The organism is Mesorhizobium sp. M9A.F.Ca.ET.002.03.1.2 (assembly GCF_003952365.1).
GTDB lineage: Bacteria > Pseudomonadota > Alphaproteobacteria > Rhizobiales > Rhizobiaceae > Mesorhizobium.
In genome coordinates this window covers 3,137,927-3,162,063 of the sequence record NZ_CP034443.1, presented here as the reverse complement: position 1 = coordinate 3,162,063, position 24,137 = coordinate 3,137,927, and the positions used below count along the sequence as shown (strand labels likewise).

26 protein-coding genes and 1 pseudogene are annotated in these 24,137 nt (G+C 63.4%); 10 read left to right on the top strand and 17 right to left on the bottom strand.

Annotated elements, in window-relative coordinates; all coding sequences use genetic code 11:
• Positions 1 to 11: 11 nt before the first annotated feature.
• From EJ066_RS15260 to EJ066_RS15235, 6 genes are read right to left on the bottom strand one after another with little or no spacing between them, the layout of a single operon-like run.
• Positions 12 to 1,259 (bottom strand): ABC transporter substrate-binding protein, encoded by a 1,248-nt coding sequence (locus tag EJ066_RS15260; RefSeq protein WP_126039103.1) that lies wholly within the window; start codon positions 1,257 to 1,259, stop codon positions 12 to 14.
• Between the two features lie 52 nt (positions 1,260 to 1,311).
• A complete protein-coding gene (locus tag EJ066_RS15255; protein ID WP_126039100.1) occupies positions 1,312 to 2,340 on the bottom strand; it encodes a branched-chain amino acid ABC transporter permease in 1,029 nt (342 codons plus the stop codon).
• Positions 2,337 to 3,338 carry a branched-chain amino acid ABC transporter permease gene (locus EJ066_RS15250; RefSeq protein ID WP_189644531.1) on the bottom strand — a complete coding sequence of 334 codons (1,002 nt, stop codon included), beginning with the start codon at positions 3,336 to 3,338 and terminating at the stop codon, positions 2,337 to 2,339. Before EJ066_RS15250 ends, EJ066_RS15255 begins: the two co-directional genes overlap by 4 nt.
• 44 nt (positions 3,339 to 3,382) lie before the next feature.
• The gene (locus EJ066_RS15245; protein WP_126039093.1) at positions 3,383 to 4,723 is read right to left on the bottom strand and encodes an amidohydrolase family protein; all 1,341 of its coding nucleotides are present in this window, start codon (positions 4,721 to 4,723) and stop codon (positions 3,383 to 3,385) included.
• Positions 4,724 to 4,776: 53 nt separating this feature from the next.
• Complete coding sequence (locus EJ066_RS15240) at positions 4,777 to 5,556, bottom strand: alpha/beta fold hydrolase (RefSeq protein ID WP_126039090.1); 780 nt, start codon at positions 5,554 to 5,556, stop codon at positions 4,777 to 4,779.
• Positions 5,553 to 6,431, bottom strand: coding sequence for a fumarylacetoacetate hydrolase family protein (locus EJ066_RS15235; RefSeq protein ID WP_126039087.1), 879 nt, complete (start codon positions 6,429 to 6,431; stop codon positions 5,553 to 5,555). Before EJ066_RS15235 ends, EJ066_RS15240 begins: the two co-directional genes overlap by 4 nt.
• A gap of 239 nt (positions 6,432 to 6,670) precedes the next feature.
• Between EJ066_RS15235 and EJ066_RS15230 the strand changes: the two genes are divergently transcribed.
• The 4 genes and pseudogenes from EJ066_RS15230 (at position 6,671) to EJ066_RS15215 (ending at position 9,918) form a co-directional block, all read left to right on the top strand.
• Entirely contained in the window at positions 6,671 to 7,309 is a 639-nt protein-coding gene (locus tag EJ066_RS15230; protein ID WP_245455178.1) for an FCD domain-containing protein, read from the top strand.
• A 267-nt stretch (positions 7,310 to 7,576) separates the two neighbouring features.
• Positions 7,577 to 8,500 (top strand): N-acetylmuramic acid 6-phosphate etherase, encoded by a 924-nt coding sequence (murQ, locus tag EJ066_RS15225; protein ID WP_126039081.1) that lies wholly within the window; start codon positions 7,577 to 7,579, stop codon positions 8,498 to 8,500.
• 18 nt (positions 8,501 to 8,518) lie between these two features.
• Positions 8,519 to 8,686, top strand: a pseudogene (locus EJ066_RS15220) (esterase); the annotation flags it as partial.
• Between the two features lie 116 nt (positions 8,687 to 8,802).
• Positions 8,803 to 9,918 carry an anhydro-N-acetylmuramic acid kinase gene (locus tag EJ066_RS15215; RefSeq protein ID WP_126039078.1) on the top strand — a complete coding sequence of 372 codons (1,116 nt, stop codon included), beginning with the start codon at positions 8,803 to 8,805 and terminating at the stop codon, positions 9,916 to 9,918.
• Positions 9,919 to 9,970: 52 nt separating this feature from the next.
• Here EJ066_RS15215 and EJ066_RS15210 read toward each other — a convergent pair whose 3' ends face one another.
• Positions 9,971 to 10,396 carry a GNAT family N-acetyltransferase gene (locus tag EJ066_RS15210; protein ID WP_126039075.1) on the bottom strand — a complete coding sequence of 142 codons (426 nt, stop codon included), beginning with the start codon at positions 10,394 to 10,396 and terminating at the stop codon, positions 9,971 to 9,973.
• Between the two features lie 156 nt (positions 10,397 to 10,552).
• Complete coding sequence (locus EJ066_RS15205; protein ID WP_126039072.1) at positions 10,553 to 11,737, bottom strand: MFS transporter; 1,185 nt, start codon at positions 11,735 to 11,737, stop codon at positions 10,553 to 10,555.
• A gap of 48 nt (positions 11,738 to 11,785) precedes the next feature.
• On the opposite strand from EJ066_RS15205, the gene EJ066_RS15200 reads away from it, so the two are divergent.
• Entirely contained in the window at positions 11,786 to 12,325 is a 540-nt protein-coding gene (locus EJ066_RS15200) for an Lrp/AsnC family transcriptional regulator (RefSeq protein WP_126039070.1), read from the top strand.
• Between the two features lie 72 nt (positions 12,326 to 12,397).
• Here the strand turns inward: EJ066_RS15200 and EJ066_RS15195 are convergent, their stop codons facing one another.
• Genes EJ066_RS15195 through EJ066_RS15170 form a run of 6 tightly spaced genes read right to left on the bottom strand, consistent with a single transcriptional unit; the run spans position 12,398 to position 16,769 of the window.
• Positions 12,398 to 13,657, bottom strand: coding sequence for an ABC transporter substrate-binding protein (locus tag EJ066_RS15195; protein WP_126039067.1), 1,260 nt, complete (start codon positions 13,655 to 13,657; stop codon positions 12,398 to 12,400).
• A 53-nt stretch (positions 13,658 to 13,710) separates the two neighbouring features.
• Complete coding sequence (locus EJ066_RS15190; RefSeq protein WP_126039065.1) at positions 13,711 to 14,139, bottom strand: DUF4440 domain-containing protein; 429 nt, start codon at positions 14,137 to 14,139, stop codon at positions 13,711 to 13,713.
• Entirely contained in the window at positions 14,136 to 15,191 is a 1,056-nt protein-coding gene (locus EJ066_RS15185; protein WP_126039062.1) for an aldo/keto reductase, read from the bottom strand. The genes EJ066_RS15190 and EJ066_RS15185 overlap by 4 nt, the downstream gene beginning before the upstream one ends.
• Positions 15,188 to 15,547 carry a TIGR04076 family protein gene (locus EJ066_RS15180; RefSeq protein ID WP_126039057.1) on the bottom strand — a complete coding sequence of 120 codons (360 nt, stop codon included), beginning with the start codon at positions 15,545 to 15,547 and terminating at the stop codon, positions 15,188 to 15,190. Before EJ066_RS15180 ends, EJ066_RS15185 begins: the two co-directional genes overlap by 4 nt.
• Positions 15,548 to 16,036 carry a DUF3830 family protein gene (locus tag EJ066_RS15175; RefSeq protein WP_126039054.1) on the bottom strand — a complete coding sequence of 163 codons (489 nt, stop codon included), beginning with the start codon at positions 16,034 to 16,036 and terminating at the stop codon, positions 15,548 to 15,550.
• 4 nt (positions 16,037 to 16,040) lie between these two features.
• The gene (locus EJ066_RS15170; protein WP_126039051.1) at positions 16,041 to 16,769 is read right to left on the bottom strand and encodes a GntR family transcriptional regulator; all 729 of its coding nucleotides are present in this window, start codon (positions 16,767 to 16,769) and stop codon (positions 16,041 to 16,043) included.
• Between the two features lie 138 nt (positions 16,770 to 16,907).
• Between EJ066_RS15170 and EJ066_RS15165 the strand changes: the two genes are divergently transcribed.
• The 5 genes from EJ066_RS15165 to EJ066_RS15145 are packed head-to-tail and all read left to right on the top strand — an operon-like array spanning position 16,908 to position 21,652.
• A complete protein-coding gene (locus EJ066_RS15165; RefSeq protein WP_126039048.1) occupies positions 16,908 to 17,708 on the top strand; it encodes an ABC transporter ATP-binding protein in 801 nt (266 codons plus the stop codon).
• Positions 17,705 to 18,472: an ABC transporter ATP-binding protein gene (locus EJ066_RS15160; RefSeq protein WP_126039045.1), complete on the top strand. Its 768-nt coding sequence runs from the start codon at positions 17,705 to 17,707 to the stop codon at positions 18,470 to 18,472. The genes EJ066_RS15165 and EJ066_RS15160 overlap by 4 nt, the downstream gene beginning before the upstream one ends.
• Positions 18,469 to 19,377, top strand: coding sequence for a branched-chain amino acid ABC transporter permease (locus tag EJ066_RS15155; protein ID WP_126039041.1), 909 nt, complete (start codon positions 18,469 to 18,471; stop codon positions 19,375 to 19,377). The genes EJ066_RS15160 and EJ066_RS15155 overlap by 4 nt, the downstream gene beginning before the upstream one ends.
• A complete protein-coding gene (locus tag EJ066_RS15150; RefSeq protein ID WP_189644530.1) occupies positions 19,374 to 20,357 on the top strand; it encodes a branched-chain amino acid ABC transporter permease in 984 nt (327 codons plus the stop codon). The genes EJ066_RS15155 and EJ066_RS15150 overlap by 4 nt, the downstream gene beginning before the upstream one ends.
• Positions 20,354 to 21,652: an FAD-dependent oxidoreductase gene (locus EJ066_RS15145; protein ID WP_126039035.1), complete on the top strand. Its 1,299-nt coding sequence runs from the start codon at positions 20,354 to 20,356 to the stop codon at positions 21,650 to 21,652. The genes EJ066_RS15150 and EJ066_RS15145 overlap by 4 nt, the downstream gene beginning before the upstream one ends.
• A gap of 65 nt (positions 21,653 to 21,717) precedes the next feature.
• Here the strand turns inward: EJ066_RS15145 and EJ066_RS15140 are convergent, their stop codons facing one another.
• Genes EJ066_RS15140 through EJ066_RS15130 form a run of 3 tightly spaced genes read right to left on the bottom strand, consistent with a single transcriptional unit; the run spans position 21,718 to position 24,136 of the window.
• Positions 21,718 to 22,554 carry a GNAT family N-acetyltransferase gene (locus EJ066_RS15140; protein ID WP_126039033.1) on the bottom strand — a complete coding sequence of 279 codons (837 nt, stop codon included), beginning with the start codon at positions 22,552 to 22,554 and terminating at the stop codon, positions 21,718 to 21,720.
• 5 nt (positions 22,555 to 22,559) lie between these two features.
• Positions 22,560 to 23,306: an aspartate/glutamate racemase family protein gene (locus tag EJ066_RS15135; RefSeq protein WP_245455177.1), complete on the bottom strand. Its 747-nt coding sequence runs from the start codon at positions 23,304 to 23,306 to the stop codon at positions 22,560 to 22,562.
• Between the two features lie 11 nt (positions 23,307 to 23,317).
• Positions 23,318 to 24,136, bottom strand: a complete 819-nt coding sequence (locus EJ066_RS15130) for an ABC transporter permease (protein ID WP_126039026.1) — start codon at positions 24,134 to 24,136, stop codon at positions 23,318 to 23,320.
• Between the last annotated feature and the right edge of the window lies 1 nt (position 24,137).

The window sequence follows — 24,137 nt, the reverse complement described above, 5'->3', positions numbered from 1 at the left end:
CAAGTCAGGCGTTACGGGCAGCTCGGGTTGTCGCGATTGACGGCGCCAAGCTTCATGAACTCGTCTTCCGGAATGCCGAGCGTCTGGTTGACCTGTGACACGACCTTGACCAGCTTGTTCAGGAGATTGCCGTCTGCCCCCTCGGTGACTTCGGTCAGGAAGATGTCGGCGATCGCATTGCGGTTCTTGTCGAGCGACACCTTGCCGGTCGGCGTGTCGAAGGACAGTTTCGAGAGTGCGTCGCGCAGCTTGGCGCCGCCGTCGGAGACGTCGCCGCCGACCTGTTCGAAGCCAAGCAGCGCCGCCTTCATGTTGACATAGTAGCCATGGGCGAAGAGCGAGGGCGATGGGAAGGCGCCGGGCTGTTTCTTGTATTGCTCGAGGAACTTCGTCCACGACGGGGAGTCGTTGGTATCGGCAGTCGGGCCGGCGGCCGGCGTGCCAATCAGAACGTCGCGCAATTTGCCCTTCGAGGTCAGCACGGTCTGGTCGACGGTGATGGAGCCGCCAATCAAGGGTGCCGTGCCGCCGGACTGCTGGTATTGCGTCAGGAAATTCACTGCATCGGCGCCGCCGAGCGCGACATAGATGGCGTCGACGTCGTCGGGAATGGCGGCGATGACGGAGGAATAGTCCTTGTTGCCGATCGGCACCCAGGATTTCGACGGCACCTTGCCACCAGCCTTGCAGAATTCGGCCATGAAGCCGAAGACCTGCGTGTAGGGGAAGGAGTAGTCCTCGGCGACTGTGGCGACCTTCTTGTAGCCCTTGTCGTTGAACGCATAGGTGCCGAGGCCGGCCATCCATTGCGCGCCGTCGGTCGAGAAGCGGAAGAAGTTTTCCGCCGGATTGCGCAGCGTCGTATCCTGCGCAGCCGACGTTCCGTTGATGAAGGTCACGGTCGGCTGGGTCTTGGCATAGTCCTTGACGGCCAGACCTTCATCGCCCGAAAGCGGACCGACCAGCACCTTGACGCCGTCCTGCTCGACCAGCTTGCGTGCCGCGCGCACCGCGCTGTCGGGCGACGCGTCGGACGAACCCTTGACGATCTCGATTGTCTTGCCGGCGACCTTGCCGCCGACTTCCTCTACCGCTGTCATCGCGCCGCGCTCGCCGTCTTCGCCGAGCACCGTGAACGGTCCCTCGAAGGTCGCGAGCAGGCCGATCTTGATCGTGTCGTCGGCAGCGAGCGCCAGCGACGGCGCGGTCAGCCCGGTCGCAAGTGCCAGCGCAAGCAGTGTGCGTCGATGTATCCTCATGTTTTCCTCCCTTTGATTGACGTTTTTGCAGTGGTTCATTCCATCCCGGCGGCTAGGGGCCGGAACGCAAGGACTCCTGGGCAAGATGCGGTTTGATCCTCCCCCACAACCCAAGAATTCCATCCGGCGAGACGAAGACGATCACCAGGAACACCAGGCCGATCAGCGTGTTGAAACGCTCGGCCCCGACGATATCGATGGCGAAGGTCTGCATCAGGACAACGACGAGCGCGCCGAGGAAAGGCCCGATCGGATGCCGCAAACCGCCGATCACGGCGATGATCAAGACGTCGATCGCCACGTCCACGCCGATGGTGCCGGGCGAAACGCGACCGTTGAACCAGACCAGGAGCACGCCAGCCAGGCCGGCGATAATGCCGGCGAGAAACCAGGCAAAGACCTTGTGCGCGGTGACGTCATAGCCAAGCGCGCGCATCCGCCGCGGGTTGTCGCGAATCGCCTGCAAGGTCAAGCCGAAGGTGGAGTGGGCGCCGTAGAGTATGGCCGCATAGGACAGGACCGCAAAACCGAGACAGAGGTAATAGAAGGCTTTCGGATCGCGCCAGTTGACGCCCCAGAACGAGGGAGCATGGATGCCGGCGTAGCCGGAATGGCCATTGAAGATCGCGTAGTTCTGCTGGGCGAAATAGTAGGTGGCGGTGGCGATCGCCAGCGTGATCATGATGGTGTAGATGCCTTCGGTACGCACCGAGATCCAGCCGATCAGCGCCGAAGCCACCGCGGCCGCCAGCACGGCGAAGGGTGCCGCGAGCCACCATGGCCAGCCAAAGCCGAGCACGTTCGAATTGTTGTTGCCGAGGATGGCGATGGCATAGGCGGCGATGCCGGCGACGGTGATCTGCGCCAGGCTGACCATGCCGCCATAGCCTGCCAGCATCATCAGCGACAAGGCGAGCATGCCGAAGATCAGCGAATAGCCGCCGATCTGCGTCAGGAAGAAATCCGATGCCACCAGCGGATAGAGGACCAGAGCCACGGCGAGGATGACGTGGCCCGGGCCAAGCTTTTCCAGCCATGTCTGTCGGGGCGCCGTCGCATCCGTGGCGAGGGTCAGGCTCATCGCGCTTTCCCCATGATGCCTTGCGGCCGGACCGCCAGCGCCACCACCATGATGACGAAGGTGAGCACGATGCCGTAGGTCGGGAAATAGACAAGGCCGATCTGCTCGGCGAGGCCGATCAGCAGCGCGCCGATGGCGGCGCCTGATATCGAACCCATGCCGCCGACGATGACAACGACCAGCGAGGCAAGCAGATAGCGGATGTCTTCGCCGGGCGCGACCGAGAGCGCCGAACCGCCGACGACGCCGGCAAAGCCGGCAAGCCCGGCGCCGACGGCAAAAACGATGGCAAAGACCGCATGCACATTGACGCCGGAGGCCGAGAGCATGGCGCGGTCATCGACGCCGGCGCGGATCATCATGCCGACGCGCGTCTTGTTCAGCATCAGCCAGAGGCCGACGCCAATGACGATCGCTGCCGCCAGCACGACAAGGCGGTAGAGTGGATAGGTGAGGAAAACCGATGCGCCGTTCGACCGCACCGCCGTGATCACCGGCAGCGTCAGTGCGCCATCCAGCCATTCCGGCACCGCGATCTGATAGGTGCCGCCTGCCCAGACCGCCAGCATCAGGTCGGCCGCGACGATCGAGATGCCGATGCTGACCAGGGTTTGGCGCAAATCGTCGCCTTCCAGGCGACGGAAGACGAAGATTTGCATGACGACGCCGACCGCCGCCAGAACGATGAAGCCGGCGGCGACGCCCAGCAGCCAATAACCGGTGCGGTTCGCCACTTCGTAGCCGATATAGGCGCCGAGCAAATAGAGCGAGCCATGCGCAAGATTGACGTTGCGCATCAGCCCGAAGATCAGCGTAAAGCCGCTGGCAACCAGGAAATAGAGGCCGGCCAGGGTGATCCCGTTGAGGATCGCACTGACGAACGCCTTCTTCGAGATCAGGACCGCGTTCAGCCAGTCCGGCCAGACGGCGAAGACCAGCCACGCGACGAGCGCGGCGACAAGCAGCCAGAAAACGCCCCATGCCTGCCGGCGCGTCATGCTGCCGCCCGAGAGGTCGGACGAAGATGGCCGGTCGAGGATGCTCATGCGGTCAGCCGGCGGCGTTGCTCATTCATGCGTGGGGCCTTGTGGAACTTGCCGTCCTTCATGATGGCGAGGATGCGGTTCTTGTCCTGCAGGATGCGCACATCCGAAATCGGGTCACCGTCGATCAGCAGGATGTCGGCGAGGTAGCCCTCCTTGATCAGCCCGAGCTGGTCGCCCATGCCCATGATCTGGCCGCCATATTTGGTTCCGGCCTGGATCGCCTCCATCGGCGAGAAGCCGAGCATCTCGACGAAAGTCTGGATATCCTTGGCGTTGGTGCCTTGCGGCGTCCAGGCAAAACCGTAGTCGCCGCCGATGCAGACGCGGATGCCGCGCCGGTGCATCTTCTTCATCGTGTCGATGCACATTTCGAGCTCGCGCTCATATTCAAGCGAGAGCGCGGAACCGGGCTTGATGCCCCATTGCTCGGCATGGCGCGCGGTGTTGATGAGCCAGGCGATGCCGGGTGCCACGAAATGCTTGTCCTTTGCCGCCTCGAGCATGTCTAGCGATTCTTCGTCGGCAAACGAGGCGTGGTAGATGTTCTGGATACCATGGCGGATGCACTGCTTGACCGAGCCGGACGAGCGGGCATGCGCCGACAGCACCTTGTTGCGGCAGCGCGCCTCGGAGGCGGCCATCGCAACCTCTTCCTCCGACATCGGCGTCTCTTCGGCACCCATGCCGGTGATGCTTTCACCGGACAGGTTGAGCTTGATCGAATCGACGCCGTACTTGATCAGCTGGCGCACCGTGCGGCGGATCTCTTCGGGCCCCGAGACGACGATACCGAGGTTGAGACCCTCATGCGGAATGTGCGAGGGCGCGGAATCGCCCAGGCCACCGACCGTGGTGATCTCCGGACCGGCCGCGAGGTAACGCGGCCCCGGGAAACGGCCCTGATTGATGAATTTCTTGGCAACGACGTCGAGGCGCGGCTTGGCGGCCGCGGCTCCCCTGCCCGCTGTGAAGCCGGCATCGAGCACCAGCTTGGCCATCTCCATGGTGACCAGCATGTGCTCTTCAAGCTCCATCATCTGGATCGGGTCGATGCCGGGTGCGTTGTTCCAGGACAAATGCAGATGCGCGTCGATCATGCCCGGCATCAGCGTCGCGCCCATGCCATCGATGGTCGTGACACCTGCGGGCGCGCCAGCATAGGACAACGACGCAGACGAAGAGCCAAAGCGCGACGAGCCCTTGGTGATCTGCTTGATGCGGTTGCCCTGAACCAGCACCTCGCCGGTGTAGGGATATTCCCCGGTCGAATCGAGCACACGCACATTGGTAAAGAGCGTGTTGCCCGAACCGTTTCCGTTCCAGCCGTCGTCTGCCATCAGAAACCTCCCAAACTGTCGAGCGTACTGTTTTTACGCCCGAATTCCGATCCTCACCTATCAACGCGTCTCAAAAAATCGGCGAGCTTCTGGCTGCTTTCGCGGGGGCACTCCACCGTCGCCCAATGCCCGCACCGATCGAGAGACGAGAATATGGCCCCCTTGATCCTGTCGGCAAGCGCCTGGCCGACGCTCATCGGGTTGACCGTGTCGGCGTCACCGGTGACCAGCAAGGTCGGCACTGAGATCCGTCCGCTATCGACGGCGGTCGCCTTGGCCAGGGCTTCGCAGGTGCGGGCGTAGGATTCCGGATCCTGTCTGGTGATGGATTCGCGCACGAAGGCGACGGCTGCGGGCGACGTTTCCCTAGTATGCGCCGACAGCGCATTGGCGACAATCTGGTCGGCGATGTCGGCGATACCGCCGGAGCGCGCAAGCCGTGCCCGGTTGGCAAGGCCTTGCCGCGTCGCTTCCGCCGGCTCGGCCAGTGCGCCGAACAGCGCCAGCGAACGCACCAGAGACGGCTGCGTTGCCGCAATCTGCTGGCAAACGATCGTGCCCATGGAATGGCCGACAAAATGGGCCCGTGTTGCGCCGACGCCCTCCATCGCCCGTATGACGGCGCTGCTCATGATCTCGATCGTCAGCGGTTCGAGCGGCCTTGCCGAGCGGCCGGAACCGGGCAGGTCGAGCCGGATGACACGGTAGGCCGACAGCGCCTCCATCTGCGGCTGAAACATGTTCGATGTTCCGCCGAGGCCGTGGATCATGACGATCGGGTGACCTTCACCGGTGACTTCGGCAACGATCTGGCCGACGGTGACAGTCGTCATTGGACCCGCTCCACGATCCGGTTCTCCAGCGTGCCGATACCGTCGATCTCGACCCGGACAAGGTCGCCGGCCTTGAGATATTTCGGCGGATCGAAGCCGATGCCGACGCCAACCGGCGTGCCGGTAGCGATGATGTCGCCCGGCTTCAGCGTGATGCCTTGCGACAGCGTCGAGATGATCGTTGGAATATCGAAAATCAGCAGCGATATTTTGGAATCCTGGCGCAAGTCCTCGTTGACGAAGCAACGGATGCCGGCATTCTCCAGATCGAATTCGTCCTTGGTCACGGCCCATGGCCCCATCGGACAAAACGTGTCCTGGGACTTGCCGATCAGCCACTGGCTGTATTTTCCCTGCAGGTCGCGGGCGGTGACGTCGTTGACGATCGTATAGCCCCAGACGTGATCGTAAGCGTTCTCTTTCGAAATGCCCCGCCCACCCTTGCCGATGATGACGGCCAACTCCGCCTCATAGTCGATTGCCGTCGACACGGACGGGTCGATCAGCACGCTGGCGTGATTGGCGATGACCGATTCGGGAACCTTCGAAAAAATGATCGGGTGCTTTGGCACGACGCCGGCGCCGGCGCTTGAATCGAAGCCGCTGCGGGCGAATTCGTGCGCATGCTCGTGATAGTTCTTGCCAACGCAAAAAATATTGCGGGCAGGCAGCGGTATTGGCGCCTCAAGCTCGACCTGCGCCAACGGCAGCGGCGAAAGCGTCCGCGGAATCCCAGCCCCGTTCCGCCGCAACAGCGCCAACACTCCCGACAGCGCCTGCTCGACGGGAATATCGAAAGGAGCAACGGACTGACTGTCGAGATCGACAATTCCCACGCGACGTTCGCCGGCGATCGAAAATGTCGCGACCCTCATCCCGTCTCTCCCTGAACCTTTTATGAGCCAATGTCAGCTCTTTTGTTACACGCTACCGCCGATTGGTTTAGGCTGCAAGAGGATTTTGTGAGATAATCCGATGAAAGTCTACAGTTTAACTGCCTGGATCTGTTCAGACGCTAGACCAACTGCGCAGAGACTGATATTATTGGTCCAACATTGGATCAGATAAAGAGCATTACCGAATGCCCAAGCTCGTCGCCAACGACATCGCCGTCATGCTCAAGAAGCGGATTTCCTCCGGGGAATGGCTTGAGGACGGCCGGATGCCGCCCGAGCGCGACCTGGCGGTCGAGTTCGGCGTGGCCCGCAATACGGTGCGTCGTGCCGTGGGTTTCCTGGAGGACGACGGCACGGTAGTGCGGCATGTCGGACGCGGCACCTTTTTGACCACAACCAATCCGGACTCCATCGCCGCGACAGTCGCGCGGATGGAGGGCACCAGCCCTGCCGACATGATGGAGGTCAGGCAGCTGCTGGAACCGGCCGCGGCGGCCTTCGCCGCGACCAATGCCAGCATGGCGGAACTGAATGCGGTCCGTGAAGCCCATCAGACCGCATGCGAGGCCGAGGACATGCCGAACTTCGAGCACTGGGACGCCGAATTCCATCACCGCGTTTTCGCATGCTGCCGCAATGATTTCCTGAAAGAGATTCACAATCTCATGCGCACGATCCGCAACCAGTCGCCCTGGTTCGAAATGAAGAAACGTTCGTTTTCGGAGGAACGCCGGCAAACCTATTGCAGCGAGCATCAGACCATATTGGACGCATTGCTGCATCGTGATCCCGAAAGCGCCAACCAAGCGATGCTTGCCCACCTCAAAACGGTCGAACGCAACCTTCTGGGCCGGTAATCTCTGAAAGCCGCCCTTCTTGGCGCAAGTCCAAATAGCTTTACCACGGCCGAAGTCGACGGGCTGAGCGACGAGGCGCCGACTCCGGCCAGACCAATGCGACGGGCACGGTTCGGTATTTAACAAATCAGAACCGGAATAGCCGACACGAAAGCCAATACCGACCGCTGGCACTGGTCGACGCTTGGCGCGACATCACATTATCTACTGCCGACGGCAAGAACTTTGAAATCTACTGCCGACGGCAAGAACTTTGAAAGCAAGTGGATGAGCGAACAAGGATTGATGTTGGAGCTGGAGCGGTTGGTTTCCGAGGACCGGAACCCGAAGACGATGGATATCGACCTGCTGCCGACCATCGATATCCTGCGCAAGATCAATGACGAGGACAGCGGCGTTCCGGCCGCCATCGAGAAGGTCATCCCGGAAATCGCCGCCGCCGTAGACCGGATTGTTGGCGCTTTCCAGAAAGGTGCGCGGCTTGTCTATATGGGCGCCGGCACGAGCGGCCGGCTGGGGGTTCTCGATGCTACGGAGTGTCCGCCGACCTTCGGCGTGCCTGAGGGAATGGTGATGGGCCTGATCGCGGGCGGTCCCGACGCGCTGGTGCAGGCAGTTGAGGGCGCCGAGGATGATCCCAAGCAGGGCATGAAGGCGCTGCAGGAAATCAAGCTGACAGCGGACGATGTGGTGGTCGGCATCGCGGTCAGCGGACGCACGCCCTATGTCATCGGCGGCTTGACCTATGCAAGGCAGGTGGGAGCAACCACCGTGGCGCTGTCCTGCAATCCCAGATCGGTCATCGCCGGCATGGCCGACATCGCCATCTCTCCGCTTGTCGGCCCCGAGGTTATCACCGGCTCGACCCGGCTGAAGTCGGGAACGGCGCAGAAGCTCGTCCTCAACATGCTGACGACCGCCAGCATGATCCGGATCGGCAAGAGCTATCAGAACCTGATGGTTGACCTTAACCCCAGCAACAGGAAGCTCGTCGCCAGGGCCGTCAGGATCGTGATGCAGACGACCGGTTGCTCGGCACAACAGGCACGACATGCACTGCACCAGACCGGCAATGACGTGAAGCTGGCGATACTGGTGACGATCACCGGCATGGGCGTCGAAGAGGCGCGCAAGGCGCTCGGCAATGCGGGAGGGTTCCTGCGAAAGGCGATCGGCGAAAGGACGGTGTGAAGCCGCATGGATAGCCGGTTGTGCAGCCTGGGAACGACCGGGCATACCGGCTTTACCGGCACCGGGCTGTGGATCGACTTCGATAAAGGCAAGGCATGGACCTTGCTTACCAGCCGGATTCATCCGACACGTCATTTCAACAGCGGGATCGTAGCGCTTCGCCAACCGGTCGGCGGTCTCGTCAACGAGCCTAGAGCGCATGATCCCGAACCGAAGGACCGCGCCAGCGAAAAGTGGAAACCTGCTTTTGCTTCGCTGACCTCCGGTTTGGAGAAGATCATGCTCAAACAAGAGAATCGATCATGGAACCAATCTGGGCCGTAGGTCTGATGACCGGCACCGTCCTCGACGGCAACATCGACGTTGCGCTGATCAAGACCGACGGCGAGCGGATCGAGGATTTCGGCACCTACACGCTGGCGCCTTATCCGCAGTCGATCCGAACCCTGCTTGAGGAGACGCTGCGCCAGGCAAGGATCTGGAATTTTACCGGGCCGGAGCCGGCGATCTTCCGCGAAGCCGAAGAGAGGCTGACGCGCGCCCAGTCGGCAGCCGTCAGGAACCTGGTCGAAGGTTACGGGCTTGCGATGGCCGATATCGGCGTCGTCGGCTTCCATGGCCAGACCGTGCTGCATCGCGCCCCGCAGGCCGGCCGGCTCGGCCAGACCCGCCAGCTCGGCGATGGTGCGTTGATGCACGCCATTCTGGGCACCAAGGTCGCCTATGATTTCCGCTCGGCCGACATGCGCGCCGGCGGGCAAGGCGCGCCGCTGTCCGCCGCCTATCATGCCGCGCTGCTGCGCGAGGCCGATGCCAGCGGCGACACGGCGGTCCTCAATCTCGGCGGAGTCGCCAATATCACCTGGTGGGACGGCAAGGACAATGTCGTCGCCTTCGACACCGGGCCGGCCAACGCGCCGCTGAACGATTTCATCAAGGCGAAGGGGCTAGGCGAAATGGATCGCGACGGCGCGCTCGCGCGGACCGGCACCGTCGACGAAGCCAAGTTGGCCAAGCTCTTGCAGCATCCCTATCTGGCCAAGCCCTATCCAAAATCGCTGGACCGGTTTGATTTCGGCGCGGCCATGGCGGACGGAATGAACGCTGAGGATGGCGCAGCACTGCTGACGGCATTCACCGTCGCCGCCGTCGGCAAGGCACTCGACCTGCTGCCGCGCCGGCCGAAGCGGCTGGTGGTCAGCGGTGGCGGCCGCCACAACCCTACGATCATGGCCATGCTTGCCAGCCGCGCTGGCGTCGAAGCCGTGCCGGCCGAGGCGCTCGGCTGGAAGGGTGACGCGGTGGAGGCGGAGTGCTTCGCCTTCCTTGCGGTTCGCGTGCTGAGAGGTCTGCCAATCAGCTTCCCGACCACCACCGGTGTGCCACAGCCGATGCGCGGCGGACGCCTTGCCGGCTAACTGATGCATATCGCCCAAAAGTGCGCAGCGGTCCCTTTAGACGCGAGGCGCTTTAAGCCAACAATTTCTTCTGCAGGAAGACGCGGCTGCGGCCGACGGGAAAGTCGGGGAGAATGCCGAAGGGCCGATATCCCTGGCGCTCATAAGCCTTGACTGCCCTGGGATTGAACGTGTCGATCAAGGCGCCGTGGCAGCCGCGTGCGACGGCTTCCTGTTCGGCCGCATCCAGCATCCTGCCGGCGTTGTGTTGGCCGCGCAGTCGTTCATCGACCCACAGCCATTGGACATAGAGCCAGCCCCAGGCGGTGTATCCCGAGATGCCGGCGACAACCGCACCGTGTTCATCGCGCACGAACACGGCGAGCGCCTTCCTCCCGGCCGCACCGACGTCGCTGTCGTTGAACGCGCTGAGCCGTTCTCCCAGAAAAGCGATCTCCTTGGGCGAAGGGTCGGCGGTCGTTTCAAGCGTCGTGTTCATCGCATGTCCGGACAGGCTCGCGGCTGGATATCGGTATACAGCGCCGCGCGCCCGTCTGGACGCTGTGGCACTTTCATTTGCATTTATCGAAGGACAAGGACGGGGCGCAAGCTCTCCCGCCGCGTGGCTCAAGACGGCGCTTGCGACAGTCCGCGGCTACACGGACCGCGGCGATTGCCACGCCGCCGCCGAAGCGGCAACCAGCATGAGCAAGGATGCGACCATCGCCGATGCCGCAAAACCAAAGCCGGAATAAAGCGGTCCGAAGGCCGTGGTGCCGATAAACACCGCAAGATAGGTCACCGCGCTGTTCAAGCCCATGATCGTGCCGCGCCGCGCCGGATCGAGCGCCGAGAGGCGCATCACCAGGACGTTCAACCCGAAATGATTGGCAAGCCCCCAGACAGCCACCATCGCCAGGGTCAGATGGAAACTATTGCTTGCCGCGGCAAGCGCGACATAGACGATCGCGACGAGGAGATAGGCGAACGGCATGACGCGTCGCGCGCCCAGGCGATCGATCAGGCCGTCCAGAAGCGCCGCCATGCCGAAGCCCGCGCCATAGGCGAGCGCCGCCAGCCCGTTGGCGCTGACCTGCTGTCCCAAGCCGTTGTGAAGGTGATCGCCAAGATAGCCATAGACGCCGTAGAAGGCGGTCATGAAGGCGCCGCAGGCGACTAGGAGCGGCACTATGCCGGGAACTGCCAAGGCGCCGAACGGCGTTGGCGCCGGGCCGCTTTTCCTGGCGTCGCTCAGCGACGTCAGCGTAAGACCGGTCAACGCGAGCACCGCAAGGACCGCGACAGCCGCGAAAACAGCGCGCCAATGCACCAGATCGGCAAGCACCGCCGACAACGAGACGCCGGCCACCATGCTGAGCGTCCACCCTGTCAGCACGACGCCGATCGTCCCGCTTTCGCGGCCAGGCGGCGCGATCGCAGCGGCGCTGGCGTAGATGGCCGGCATGGCGACGCCGGCGGCGATGCCGGCGAGGAGCTGGGCCGCAACCAGCGCCGTCACCGTCGGCGCGGCGGCGCTGGCGACAAGCGCGACCGCCAGCAGCAGCAACGCGCCTTGCAGCATGCGGCGGGCGCCAAGCCGATCGATATAGCGCGCCAGAAACAAGGCGCTTGCCGATGTGCCAAGCCCGAACGCGGCGGACGCGATCATGACGACCGGCACGCTTGTCGCAAACGATGCGGCCACCGACGGTGCTATCGGACCGAGAACCAGCGAGTTCGAGCCGATCACGGCGATGCATCCGGTCAGGAGATAGGCGAGCGCCGGGATAGGTGCCCTGGGCGCTGCCGTCAATGTTGCGACTTGATCACTGTTCGACATATGGCGATAATGGCCGTATTAAATTCTGCATCAACCAGGAATTTTGATATGGATGAAGAAACAGATGGCATTCCGGAGAACAAGCCTGCAGCTCGCGATGTCGACGCAATCGACCGAAAAATATTAGGCGTTCTGGTCGACGACGCCACGGTCAGCTATGCTGAGCTCGGTGATCGCGTCGGCCTGTCGCCGCCGGCGGCCCATGAACGGGTGAAGCGGCTTCGGCGCAGCGGCGCCATCCGCAACACCGCGGCATTCATCGATCCCAAGGCGGTGCGCAAGCCGCTGCTTGCCTTCGTGCACATCGACACCAAGGGCTGGGGAAAGACCCCCGAACTGATGGCGATTTCCGAGCACCCGGAAGTCGAAGAGATTCATTCGGTGGCCGGCGACACATGCATGCTGATCAAGGTCCGCACCGAGGACACAAGGGCGCTCGAAGGCCTGTTGTCGCGTCTCTACGAAACGCCCGGCGTCACCTCGACGCGAAGCTACGTGGTTCTGTCGACCTATCTCGAGCGGCCGGTACAGCCCGGGATTACGACCGAATGGCCGACGCCCCGGCACATGGCCAAGCCGCTCTATTAGCTGGAGCGCGCGAGTCGGGACGATGTCCGGCATCAACCTCAATGAAATGATGCCGGACAAGGCATAGGCGCCTTACTGAAGCTTCGCCTGCAGGGCGTTGACATCATCCGTCGTCATTTCGCCGTCGGTCGTCACCGTGCCGTCGACGATCTTCCAGAGACGGAACGGGCCGGTGATGTCGCCGTATTTGTCGAAGGCGACCGGGCCGATGACGCCTTCGTAGCGGATCGGCTTGCCATCCTTGATCAGGCCGAGCGCCTTGGCGAACTCGTCCTTGCCGGCATAGATTGGCGTGCCGGCCGGATCGACCGCCTTGTAGATCGCATCCTTGATCTTGGCCGGATCCTCGGAGCCGGCAATGGCGATTGCCAAGCCGACGATGGCGCCGGCATCATAGGAGCGATCGGCCGCCGGGTTCGACGGTTCGATGCCGGAAAATTCCTTGTAATGCTTGGTGAAATACTCGGTCGATGCGGTCGGGCTGGTGCCCGAGGAAGTGCCATAGGCGTCCTTCAGGTAATCGGCGCCGACGGATTCGATGAAGTCCGGACTGTTCATGCCGTCATTGAGCAGGAATTTCTGCACACCGCCCTGCGAAATCCAGGCGCGGGCGATGGTTGCGCCGTCGACAGGCGTGCTGACGAGATAAAGCCCATCCGGCTCGCCTGATATCGCCGCGGTCACTTCCGAGGCATAGCTCGACTGCTTTTCATTGTAGGGCGTGTCGGAGACGATGGTGCCGCCGAGCGCCTTATAGGCGCGCGAGAATTCGGCCACCATGTTGACGCCGAAGTCGTTGTTGACGTGGATGACCGACAGTTTCTTGAAGCCCTTGTCGATGGCGTACTTGGCGGCGGCGACGCCCTGTAGCGCATCCGAGGTGATGGTACGGAAGAAGATGCCGTTGGTCTTGCCGTCGCGCCCGAGCGCCGTCAGCGTCGGCGACGACGAAGCCGGCGACACCTGGACGATCTTGGCCGGCGCGGTGACCGAGGTCAGGATCGGGATCGACACCGAGGAGATGATGCCGCCGATGATCACCGGCACCTTCTTGACCTGCACAAGCTGGGTCGCGGCATCGACCGCAATGTTGCCCTGGCTCTGGCTGTCGCGGGTGTCGGTCGCGAGATCGCAACCGCGCACGCCGCCGGCGTCGTTGATATCGCGGAAGGCCATTTCGACCGACTTGGCACCGGCTTGGCCGTATTCGCCGGCCGGGCCAGTCAGTTCCATGACGAGGCCGACGGTGATCTTGCAATCGGCGGCTTGCGCTGTACCTGCTGCCGTCAGCAGAGCTAGCGCGGTGGTGATCAGAAGTATCGTCTTTGTCATTGTTGTTCCCCTTTCGTCACACGACTCTGGTTCGATTCATGTCTTGAGCCTGTTCAGCCTTCCGACATCTGCAGCCAGGTTTCATGCAGATGTCGCCATTCAACGCCGTTGGGCGCCGATGAACTGGTGGTGAAAACGGCACTAGAGCGACGGCGGCTGCGCTTGCCGGCGCGTTGCTGCGCCTCGACGTAGCAGACGACGATCGTGTCGCCGGCCTGCCAGACGGCCCGGATATCCTCGATGGCGATGGCGAAGTCGCCGTCACAGGTGGCGCGGCTTGCCCTGATATGGTCGAGCACCGCGTTGCGATCGAGGAGTTGGCCGTCCGGCGCGATCATCTCGAAGCCTTCGCCCATGACGCGTTCGAAGCGGCTGAAATCCGTCCTGTCGGCGCGCGTCCTGTCGAACCAGCCGACGAAGAAGCGATGCAGATCGACGATCTCGGCGCTGGCGCGGGAAAACAGAGAGAGCTCGCCGCTCATATCCGGCCTGCGTTCAGATTATAGTGCATGATCGAGCCATGGCGGCCGTGACGGTCGCGTTCCAGCGTGTAGACGTCGCCCACGGGCCCGCGACTTTGCGCGATCACTGCGGCGATCCGCGCCCGGTCATCGGCGTCGAGCGCGACGTCCATGATTTTGGCATTGGCAAGGGCGTGCGCCTGGTTGCGGGCGCCGACGATGACGGCCGCCACTTGCGGCTGCTCCAGCACCCAGGCACTGGCTATGGTGGCGATATCGACGCCATGGCGCTCGCCGACCGCCTTCAATACCCGCAGCAACTCCTGGAAAAGCTCCCAGCAGCCGAAATCGTCGATGATCAGCTTGTATTTGACCAGCGACCGGTTTTCGAGCGGCGTTTGCGGCTCGGTAGCATCAAGCCATCTTTCGCTCAGGAAGCCGCCCGCCACTGAACCGTAGCACAGGAAACTGACGCCGCTCTGGCTGGCGAGTGCCGCAAGGCTGGTGGCCGGCCGCTGGTCGAGCACGGAGTATTGCAGCTGCTGGCTGACCAGCGGCACGCCGGCGGCCAGGATCTCGGCCAAATGCTGTGTGTCGAAATTGGTGGTGCCGATGTTGCGCACCTTGCCTTCCCGGCGAAGGTCATCGAGCCAGCCCATCGCATCGACATAGCCGGGCAGCGCATAATCCCACCAGTGGAACTGCACGAGATCGAGCCGCTCGGTCTTCAGCCGCCGCAGCGACTGGTCGACGATGCCTCTGATATAGTCGCGGCTAATGCTGGAAAGCCTTTCGAGGTCGGGCACCAGCTTGGTGTGCACCTTCATCCTGGCGGCAACGTCGAGGCCGCGCTCGTTGGCCAGCCGCAGCCGCGCCGCGCCGATCAGCTCTTCGACCCCGGTATAGATATCGGCGCAATCATAGCTCCTGATGCCGGCGTCGAAGGTGGCGATCAGGTCGGTTACCGCCTGTTCGCGGTCGATCGCGCCGTGCCCGCCGGCAAGCTGCCAGCCGCCGCGAATGACGCGCGAGATCGTATAGCCGGGGCTGAGCTCGAAAGCCGTGGCGGTCATCTCTGGTCATTCTCCTTCGGCAGCGGCACCGCCGTGGTTTCGGCATGGCTGAACCGCCGTTTGCCGGTCCTGACGACCCTGAGCCGGCTGGCGCAATTGGGATCGGGACAAGCGATCTCGGCGTCCGACGTCATCCAGTCGTTCTTGTGGGTCGGGCGCTGTTTGGCTGCGAGCAGCGGCAAGACGGCCGATATCGAGTAGATCGAAAAACCCTGTCCCGCCGGCATGGACAGCATCTCGCCCTTGAGCTCGAAGTAATCGCCTGGTTTGGCGCCGCAATAGATCGGCTTGCCTTCCGGAATGATCGCCTCGACGCGAAGGTCGAAGAGTTCGAAACTGTCGTCTGGTCCGGCCATTCAGATCTCCACCCGGGTGAAGGTGATGTCGCAAGCACCGTTGCGGCGGATCGCGCCGCAGGCGTCGGCGAACCGGTCGCGTTCCTCGGGGCGCACCTGCGCGACGACGCTTCCGGCCAGCCAGCCGATCGGGAACAAGAGACGCGCGCCCGCTCCATAAAACAGGCCGATGTCGAAAATCGCCTTCGGATTGCCGCCCCACATGCGGGGCGGCACGTAGGACAGCACGATATCGCCCGGCTGCGGCGTCAGCGTTACATTCTCCGCCGGCAAGGGCTTGGCATAGGTTTGGCCCTCGAGATCCGCGGCGGGAATCGGGCAGGAGATTTCCGGCCCCGTCCACATCGCATGGATGCCGGCAACGACGCGCGGCCGCTCGAGATAGGCCAGCAGGAAGGCAGCGTTGTCGGGCGCCTTTTCGGGCAGCAGCAGCGCCGTCACGGAAAGCTTTGAGCGCAGCTCGGTGATCGTGATGGCAGGCGTCGTCATGCCCTCAATCTTTCTTGGCTGTGGATTGGAGCTTGTCACGCAGGAAGGCGAAGGGCCGGCTGATGTCGGCCACCAGCGCCTCGCGCGCTGCTTGCGCATCCTGCCTCGCAAGCGCCGCGACGATGCTGCGATGATAGTGGGCGGTATCGACCTCGCCAGCATCGGAAAATGCGTAGATGGCAACGCGGATGCAGGGCCCGGATTGCAGCCACAGGCTCTCGATCATCGGTATCAGCACGGCGGAACCGCAGCAACGGTAAATCTCGAAGTGGAAGCTCTGGTTGAGCGTCGCCTCGCGGTCGATATCCTTCTTGTGCTTCAGCGCCCGCATCTCGTCCCACTCGCCGAGCATGGCTTCGACCGTAGCGATCTGGCGCGGGTTCATGCGCGTGGCAGCCAGCGCGATCGCTTCGCCCTCGATCAGGGAGCGGGCGCGCAGGAGATCGTCGATACGCTCCAGCGTGATCGGCGGCACGCGCACGGAGCGATTGGGAAGCGCCTCCAGCGCCTTTTCCGTGATCAGCCGCCCGAGCGCCTCGCGCACCGGCATGGTGCTGGTGACCAGCGCGTCGGCGAGGCCACGAATGGTCAGAACCTGGCTCGGCTCGAAAAGGCCGCCGATCAAGGCGCGGCGCAGCTCCGAATAGACGCGATCCTGCACGGTCTCGCGGCCGACCGGCGTAAGCTGGGCCGCGATCGTTTCATTGTTCTTTTCGATAACGGCCTTTTGCATGGCATCCCGGTTTTGGCTGTCTCCAGCCTGTTTTCGGCTTGCGGAAGAAATTAAAGCCGATTAGCGTGATCAAAGCAAGTGTGATCACAAATCAATAACCAGAAGGCGGCGACGATCGCTTTCGGGCCAGAGGGTCCTATGAGTGACACAACCGCACGACAGCGGGCGGAAACCCACATGCCGGTTCTGACGGCCAGGAACGTCGTCAGGCGCTTCGGTGGCCTCGTCGCGGTCGACGATGTCTCGTTTGACGTCCAGCCGGGTGAAATACTCGGCCTTATCGGCCCGAACGGCGCCGGCAAGACGACGATGTTCGACCTGCTGGCCGGCAGCATCCTTCCGACCAGCGGCGAGATCCTTCTCAACGGCACACCGGTATCGGGAGAGCCAGCCCATCGCCGCATCGGCCGCGGCCTTGGCCGCACGTTCCAGATCCCCCGGCCACTGCCCAACCTGACGCTGATCGAAAACGTCATGCTGGCCGCGCAGGGACAAGCCGGAGAAAGACTGCTCGCCAACTTCCTGATACCACGGCGGGTCGCCGCCGAGGAGCTGGCTGCCGAGACGAGAGCCATCGAGCTGCTCGAACTTGTCAAGCTTGCCCACCTCGCGCACGAACCGGCGCGTGTGCTTTCCGGCGGCCAGCGCAAACTGCTCGAACTCGCCCGCGTCATGATGGCCGACCCTGCGATCATCCTGCTCGACGAACCGGCGGCCGGCGTCAACGCGACGCTGCTCGAAGTCATCATCGACCGCATCCGCGACATCAACAGAAGCGGCATCACCTTCCTGCTGATCGAGCACAATATCGACATGGTGACGCGGCTCTGCCACCGCGTGCTGGTCATGGCGAGCGGCCAGCTTCTGTGCGAAGGCACTCCGGACGAGGTGGCACGCGATCCGCGCGTCATCGAGGCCTATCTCGGAGGCGCGGCATGAGCCAGACGGTTCTCGATGTCCGCGATCTCGAAGCCGGCTACGAGCCAGGCGTGCCGATCGTGCGCGGCGCCTCGATCACCGTCGACAAGGACGAGATCGTTGTCGTTCTCGGCCCCAACGGCGCCGGCAAGTCGACCTTGATCAAGGCGATCGCCGGCCTTGTCCCGATCACCGGCGGCACGGTCCTGCTGGACGGCAAGGATATCACCGCCGCACCTGCCCACACCATGGTCCGCCTCGGCCTTGCCTTCGTGCCGCAGACCGAAAACATCTTCCCCTTGATGTCGGTCGAGGACAATCTGAAGGTTGCCTGCGGCATCCTGAAGCCGCGCGAGACCCCTGCCCGCATCGAGGAAATGTATGCGGCCTTTCCCGATCTCGCCCGTCAGCGCAGAACCGCCGCCGGAAATCTCTCGGGCGGACAGCGGCAGATGCTGGCCGTCGCCCGGGCGCTGATCGTCCATCCCAAGGTGCTGGTGCTCGACGAACCGTCGGCAGGCCTGTCGCCGAAATTCGTGGCGATGGTGTTCGAGATGCTGGCCGGTATACGCATATCCGGCGTCACCATTCTGCTGGTCGAACAGAACGCCAAGGCAGCGCTTGCCATCGGCGATCGCGCCTACGTGCTGGTCGAGGGCAAGGACCGGCATGAGGGCGTCGCCTCCGAGCTGTGGAACGATCCGGTCGTCGCCGAGCTCTATCTTGGCCAGCGCCGCCTCGATCCTGAAAGAGACCGGCACTCTCGCAAAGGGGGCGCGGCGTGAGCCTGCAATTTGTCGTCGACGGGCTGCTGGCGGGCTCGATGATCGGCCTCGGCGCCATCGGCGTGACGCTCACCTATTCGATCCTGCGCTTCTCGAACTTCGCGCATGGCGACTTCATGGCCTGGGGCGCCTATGCGACGCTCGCCGTCGTCGGCGCCATCGGCGCAATGTTCGGCAAAATCGCGCCGATCGCTCCCCTCTCCTTCGGCTGGCCGCTGATCGTGGCGGTCGTCGTCGGCATGACGATCACCGGCCTGTTGGCGCTCTCGCTCGACATGGTGCTGTTCGCGCGGCTCAGGGCCAAGGGCCAGGCGATCATCGTGGTGATGGCGAGCTTCGGCGCCTCGATGGCACTGAGGAGCCTGCTCGAATTCATCTTCGGCTCGCGCCCGACCTATTTCAGCCGGGCCATCCAGATCGCCATGCCGGTCGGCTTCGGCATTCGCATCACCCCCGATCAGATCGCCTTGCTGTTGGTCACCGCCGTTCTCGTGCTCGGCGTGCATCTGTTGATCACGCGCACCCAGACCGGCCGTTCGATGCAGGCACTGAGCCAGAACGCGGCATTGGCGCGCATTGTCGGCATCGACGTCGCCAAGGTCGTGCGCGTCACCTGGATCGTCGGCGGGGCGCTGGCCTGCGTCGCCGGCGTCATGATCGGCATTCTCATCCAGATCCGGCCATTCATGGGTTTCGACATGCTGCTGCCGATGTTCGCGGCCGCCATTCTCGGCGGCATCGGCAGCGTGCCGGGCGCCGTTCTCGGCGGATTGATCATCGGTATGGCCGAAGCCGGCGCGGTACAGTTGATCGGCGCCGAATGGCGCGCCGCCGTCTCCTTCATCATCCTGATGACGGTGCTGTTCGTGCGGCCTATCGGCCTTTTCGGAGTGAGAGAACGCTGATGGATCTGCTCGGCTATGGCGCTTTCTTCCTGACGACCGCGCTGATCTTTTCGCTCGTCACGCTCGGGCTCAACCTGCAATGGGGGCTCACCGGCCTTTTCAATGTCGGGCTCGCAGGCTTCATCGCCATCGGCGCCTACACCTCGGCGCTGCTGACCACGCCCGACGATGCCGCACGCCTCGGCGGCTTCGACCTGCCTATCCTTGCCGGGTGGCTCGGCGCCATGCTGGCGGGCGGCATCGCCGCCGCCATCACTGGCATCGCCACGCTGCGGCTGCGATCCGACTATCTGGCGATCACCACCTTCGGCGTCGCCGTCGTCGTGCAGCTGGTGGCGCTCAATGCCCAGAAGCTGACTGGCGGCCCGTTCGGCATCGGCTTCATTCCGCGTCCTTTCGGAGGCCTCGCCGAGACGCCTTTGCTGTTCAACCTGTCGAACCTTGCCGTCGTCTCGGTGGTGACGCTGATCGTCTATCTCGCGCTGGAGCATTTGTCGCGCAGCCCGTGGGGGCGCGTGTTGAAGGCGCTTCGGGAGGATGAGCGGGCCGCGATATCCCTGGGGAAAAGCGCACGCTTCTACCGCGTCCAGGCCTTTGCCGTTGGCGGTGGCATCATGGCACTGGCCGGCGCTCTGCAGGCGCATTTCACCGGCTTTATCGCGCCTGACAATTATCTGCCTATACTGACCTTCCAAGTCTGGGTGATGCTGATCGTCGGCGGCTCGGGCAGCAACAAGGGCGCCGTCGTCGGCAGCATCCTGGTCTGGGCGATATGGGCCGGATCGGGAAGCCTTACCAGTGTGCTGTTCTCGCCCGAACAGCAGGCCCGCGCCGCCTCGCTGCAGATCGTGGCGATCGGCGTGATGCTGTGCGTCATCCTTCTGGTCAGGCCGAACGGCCTGTTTGGCGACAGGCCGCGGCGTCCAAGGTTCGGCAAGCGTGCCAAAGTGGCTACGGGTGAGAGCGGAACAGCGTCATGATCCACGTTGCCGGGTCTCCCGGGCTTTCCCTCTGGCACGCCGTCAGTCGCAATCGCCGCGAACGGCCCGCCCTTGAAGGCGCGCTCGATGTCGATCTGGCAATTGTCGGCGGCGGATTTTCGGGCCTTTCGACCGCGTTGCACGCCGCACAAAAAGGCATCTCGGTCGTCGTCCTCGAAGCGGAAATCACCGCCTGGGGTGCAACCGGCAGGAATGCCGGCTTCGTCGTGCCGAATTTCGCGAAAAGGGATCCCGACGATATCATTGCCCAGCTCGGGCCAGAGCGCGGCGAACGCCTTGTCGATTTCGCGGCCGGCAGCGCCGATCTCGTCTTCGACCTGATCAAGCGGCACGGCATCGACTGCGACGCCGTCCAGAGCGGATGGATACAACCGGCCCATTCACAGGCCGCTTTGGAAAAGACCAGATCGCGCGCCGAGCAGTGGGCAAGGCGCGGGAAACCGGCTGTTGCGCTGGACAGACAGGCGATCAAGGACCTGACGGGTGTTCGCGGTTATCTGGGCGGCTGGATGGACCGTTCGGGCGGCGTCCTCAATCCGGTCGACTATGCACGCGGGCTCACCGATGCGGCGGAAAAGGCCGGAGCCCGCATCTTCGAGCATACGCGCGTTGTATCGATCGATCGCAACGGGAATGGCTGGGTTTTGAAGACGGAATCGGGCTCGGTGCGCGCCGGAAAGGTGCTGATTGCCACCAACGCCTATGGCGGGCCACTGGACCGCACGCTGCAGCGAACCTACTTCCCGCTGAAGATTTTCCAGATCGCGACGGCGCCGCTGCCGCGAGAAATACGCACCCGCCTGCTTCCCGGCGGGCAAGGCGTCGGCGACACCAGGCGCAATCTTTTCACCTTCCGCTTCGACAGCGAAAACAGGCTGATAACCGGCGGCATGCATAGTCTTGGTCCCGGCGCCGACGTCCGCGTGCCGCAGGCGATCTGGCGACGGCTTGCCAGGCATCTCGAGCTTCCCGAACTGCCGCCGCTCGCCTACAGCTGGTCGGGGATAGCTGCCGTCGAGCCCGATTTCCTGCCGCACCTCGTCGATCTCGGGCATGGCCTGATCGCGGGCTTTGCCTGCAACGGGCGTGGCATCGCTATGACCATAGCCATGGGCAAGGTGCTTGCGGATTGGGCTGGTGGAGCGAAGCCTCAGGATTTGCCGCTTCCGTTTGCGCCGCCGTCGCCGATCCCGTTCCACGGCCTGATGCGGCATGCGCCAAACATGCTGCTTCCCCTAAGCATCCTGCGCGATCGGCTGGATGAGGGGCGCTAATGCATGTCGCCTAAAAGTGCGCAGCGGTTTTGGGGCAACGACATGCATAAAACAAAGATTGCGCCTCAACCAAGCTCCAAGGTCGTTATCGCAAAGACTCCGGACTGCGTGAGCTGCGGCGCTTTTCCCTTGTACATTCGAGCGGTCTCGAAGCCCGGTTTAAGGCCTGCGGACGTCAGCCGAGCTGCAAAATCCCCGCTGGTCTCGGGAACGTCGATATGGATGTTTCCGGATTTGCACGTGTCGGCGAGCGCGGCGAAGAGACGGCTTGCCGCGTCGAGGCTGTCGGAGAAAAGCGGACCGATCTTGCAGCCTTCCCGGCATCGGCGCGCGACGCCGTATCCCTCGATCGCGCCATTCCTGACGATCGCCAGCGCCATGTACGGCGGGCGCAGCCAGTGCTCTAGAAATACCCGTCTCGGACCGGGGAAGAACCTACCATCGTAGTCCAGGACATCGGCCAAGAGTTCCGCCCTTATGGCGCGAATATCACTGCCGGCGTCTGCCGGAGCGTTGGGCGATCCGACGAACCGGATCGTCCGATAGGCCGGCGCAAAACCCATGCTGCGGTAGTTGGCCTGCTGTTCGACGACACCATCGAGGCCGATCGTGCGGTTGCCGAGCCGCGCCATGCCGGCGTCCCAGACCGCCTTGCCATGACCCCTTCCCCGCCTGTCTGGACGGCAGATGTAAAGGCCGATGAAACCGAAATCGTCGCTATAGGCCACGGCGGAAATGCCAGCCACCATCTCGCCATCGACAAAGGCGCCGATGAAGCCCCGGGGATCCGTCGCCTGGAACGCCACGGCATCGCCGAGGCCGGGGTTCCAGCCCTCCGCTGCTGCCCAGTCGACAAGGGTTTCCACTTCGTCAAGTGCGAGCGTTCTGATCGTTCGGGGCATTGCGATCACTCGGCGGCAACAGGTCCGGGGGCGAAGGATTTCAATGCGCCACGATAAGGCTTTGCCAGTGGGTTTGCATAGGCGCCACGCTTGGACGTCGACAGGCCAAGCGCGATCAACGCCTCGGCCTGCTTGACCGCCGCGCCGACGCCGTCGATGACAGGAACGCCGAATTCCCGCTGCAGCTCGGCTGCGAGATCGGCCATGCCGGCACAGCCCAGCACGATGGCTTCGGCGCGATCCTCCTCGACGGCGCGCGCGATCTCGCCGCGCAGCTTCAGGACCGCATCCGATGCCGGGTCTTCGAGGGCAAGGACCGGAATGTCCGCGGCGCGCACGCGTGCCCGCCCCGCCATGCCGTAGCGCTGCACCAGCCCTTCGACCGGAACCCGCGAGCGCTCGGTCGTGGTGACGACGGTGAAGCGCTGGGCGATGAACGCGGCCGTGCTGAGCGCAGCCTCGCAGATGCCGATGACCGGAATGTTGGCCATGGCGCGCGCGGCATCGAGGCCGGTGTCGTCGAAACAGGCGATGATCGCGGCCCGCGCGCCCGAGCGCTCGCCGGCAGCGATCTCGACCAGCAGGCCAGGCACGGCAAGCGCCTCGTCGTAATAGCCTTCGATCGAGACCGGCCCCATCGACGAGGTGACGGCGACGATTTCCGTTCCGGCGGCGGCCACAGGTCGCGCCGCCGCCGCGATGGTTTCGGTCATGCTGGCGGTGGTGTTCGGATTGACAACGAGGATTTGCACTGCGGCTCCGCTCATGCGCGCGCCCGGCGGCGCCCGACATAGACGATTGCACCGAGCGTCGCCAAAATCACCAGGAAGGAAAACACGGTGGTCACAGTGCCCAGCGCATAGAGCACCGGCGTCGTCACGTTCGTCGTCATGCCGTAGATTTCAAGCGGCAGCGTGTTGAAGGTGCCCGACGTCATCAGCGTGCGGGCGAACTCGTCATAGGAGAGCGTGAAGCCGAACAGGCCGACACCGATCAGGCTGGGCGCGATCATCGGCAGGACGACATGCGCGAAGGTCTGCCACGAGGTCGCGCCCAGATCCCGCGCGGCCTCCTCATAGGCCGGCGAGAACCGGTTGAAGACCGCGAACATGATCAGCACGCCGAAAGGCAAGGTCCACGTCAGATGCGCGCCGAAGGCGGACGTGTACCAGGCGGGACGAAAGCCGATCTGCTGAAAGACGACGCCGATGCCGAGCGAGATGATGATCGACGGCACGACCAGGCTGGCGACGGCCAGATAGAACAGCGCCGTTGCGCCGCGAAACTTTTGGCGGAAGGCAAGACCGGCGAGCAGCGACACGACAACGGTCACCACCATCACCATCAGGCCAAGAATGAAGGAGCGTTTGAAACTGCCGCCGAAATCGCCGACCGCCTGGCGCTCGAACAGATTGGCGAACCAGTGCAGCGATACGCCGTTCAGCGGAAAGGTCAGCCCGCCATTCTCACCCTGGAAGGAGAGGATCAGGATCGCCGAAAGCGGGCCGTAGAGGAACAGCACGAAAAGGGCGAAGAAGGCCGCCAGCACGTAGAATTCGAGGGTGCGCTTCTCGTGGCTCACG

What these genes read in the sequence shown, in the direction of transcription:
- EJ066_RS15235 (WP_126039087.1), bottom strand. Translation starts at nt 6,431, where the DNA reads ATGAGGGTCGCGACATTTTCGATCGCCGGCGAACGTCGCGTGGGAATT.
- EJ066_RS15180 (WP_126039057.1), bottom strand. Translation starts at nt 15,547, where the DNA reads ATGGCCGGACCAGACGACAGTTTCGAACTCTTCGACCTTCGCGTCGAG.
- EJ066_RS15250 (WP_189644531.1), bottom strand. Translation starts at nt 3,338, where the DNA reads ATGACGCGCCGGCAGGCATGGGGCGTTTTCTGGCTGCTTGTCGCCGCG.
- murQ (WP_126039081.1), top strand. Translation starts at nt 7,577, where the DNA reads ATGAGCGAACAAGGATTGATGTTGGAGCTGGAGCGGTTGGTTTCCGAG.
- EJ066_RS15165 (WP_126039048.1), top strand. Translation starts at nt 16,908, where the DNA reads ATGAGTGACACAACCGCACGACAGCGGGCGGAAACCCACATGCCGGTT.
- EJ066_RS15205 (WP_126039072.1), bottom strand. Translation starts at nt 11,737, where the DNA reads ATGTCGAACAGTGATCAAGTCGCAACATTGACGGCAGCGCCCAGGGCA.
- EJ066_RS15195 (WP_126039067.1), bottom strand. Translation starts at nt 13,657, where the DNA reads ATGACAAAGACGATACTTCTGATCACCACCGCGCTAGCTCTGCTGACG.
- EJ066_RS15175 (WP_126039054.1), bottom strand. Translation starts at nt 16,036, where the DNA reads ATGACGACGCCTGCCATCACGATCACCGAGCTGCGCTCAAAGCTTTCC.
- EJ066_RS15160 (WP_126039045.1), top strand. Translation starts at nt 17,705, where the DNA reads ATGAGCCAGACGGTTCTCGATGTCCGCGATCTCGAAGCCGGCTACGAG.
- EJ066_RS15190 (WP_126039065.1), bottom strand. Translation starts at nt 14,139, where the DNA reads ATGAGCGGCGAGCTCTCTCTGTTTTCCCGCGCCAGCGCCGAGATCGTC.
- EJ066_RS15215 (WP_126039078.1), top strand. Translation starts at nt 8,803, where the DNA reads ATGGAACCAATCTGGGCCGTAGGTCTGATGACCGGCACCGTCCTCGAC.
- EJ066_RS15210 (WP_126039075.1), bottom strand. Translation starts at nt 10,396, where the DNA reads ATGAACACGACGCTTGAAACGACCGCCGACCCTTCGCCCAAGGAGATC.
- EJ066_RS15245 (WP_126039093.1), bottom strand. Translation starts at nt 4,723, where the DNA reads ATGGCAGACGACGGCTGGAACGGAAACGGTTCGGGCAACACGCTCTTT.
- EJ066_RS15260 (WP_126039103.1), bottom strand. Translation starts at nt 1,259, where the DNA reads ATGAGGATACATCGACGCACACTGCTTGCGCTGGCACTTGCGACCGGG.
- EJ066_RS15230 (WP_245455178.1), top strand. Translation starts at nt 6,671, where the DNA reads ATGCTCAAGAAGCGGATTTCCTCCGGGGAATGGCTTGAGGACGGCCGG.
- EJ066_RS15140 (WP_126039033.1), bottom strand. Translation starts at nt 22,554, where the DNA reads ATGCCCCGAACGATCAGAACGCTCGCACTTGACGAAGTGGAAACCCTT.
- EJ066_RS15255 (WP_126039100.1), bottom strand. Translation starts at nt 2,340, where the DNA reads ATGAGCCTGACCCTCGCCACGGATGCGACGGCGCCCCGACAGACATGG.
- EJ066_RS15170 (WP_126039051.1), bottom strand. Translation starts at nt 16,769, where the DNA reads ATGCAAAAGGCCGTTATCGAAAAGAACAATGAAACGATCGCGGCCCAG.
- EJ066_RS15145 (WP_126039035.1), top strand. Translation starts at nt 20,354, where the DNA reads ATGATCCACGTTGCCGGGTCTCCCGGGCTTTCCCTCTGGCACGCCGTC.
- EJ066_RS15185 (WP_126039062.1), bottom strand. Translation starts at nt 15,191, where the DNA reads ATGACCGCCACGGCTTTCGAGCTCAGCCCCGGCTATACGATCTCGCGC.
- EJ066_RS15200 (WP_126039070.1), top strand. Translation starts at nt 11,786, where the DNA reads ATGGATGAAGAAACAGATGGCATTCCGGAGAACAAGCCTGCAGCTCGC.
- EJ066_RS15240 (WP_126039090.1), bottom strand. Translation starts at nt 5,556, where the DNA reads ATGACGACTGTCACCGTCGGCCAGATCGTTGCCGAAGTCACCGGTGAA.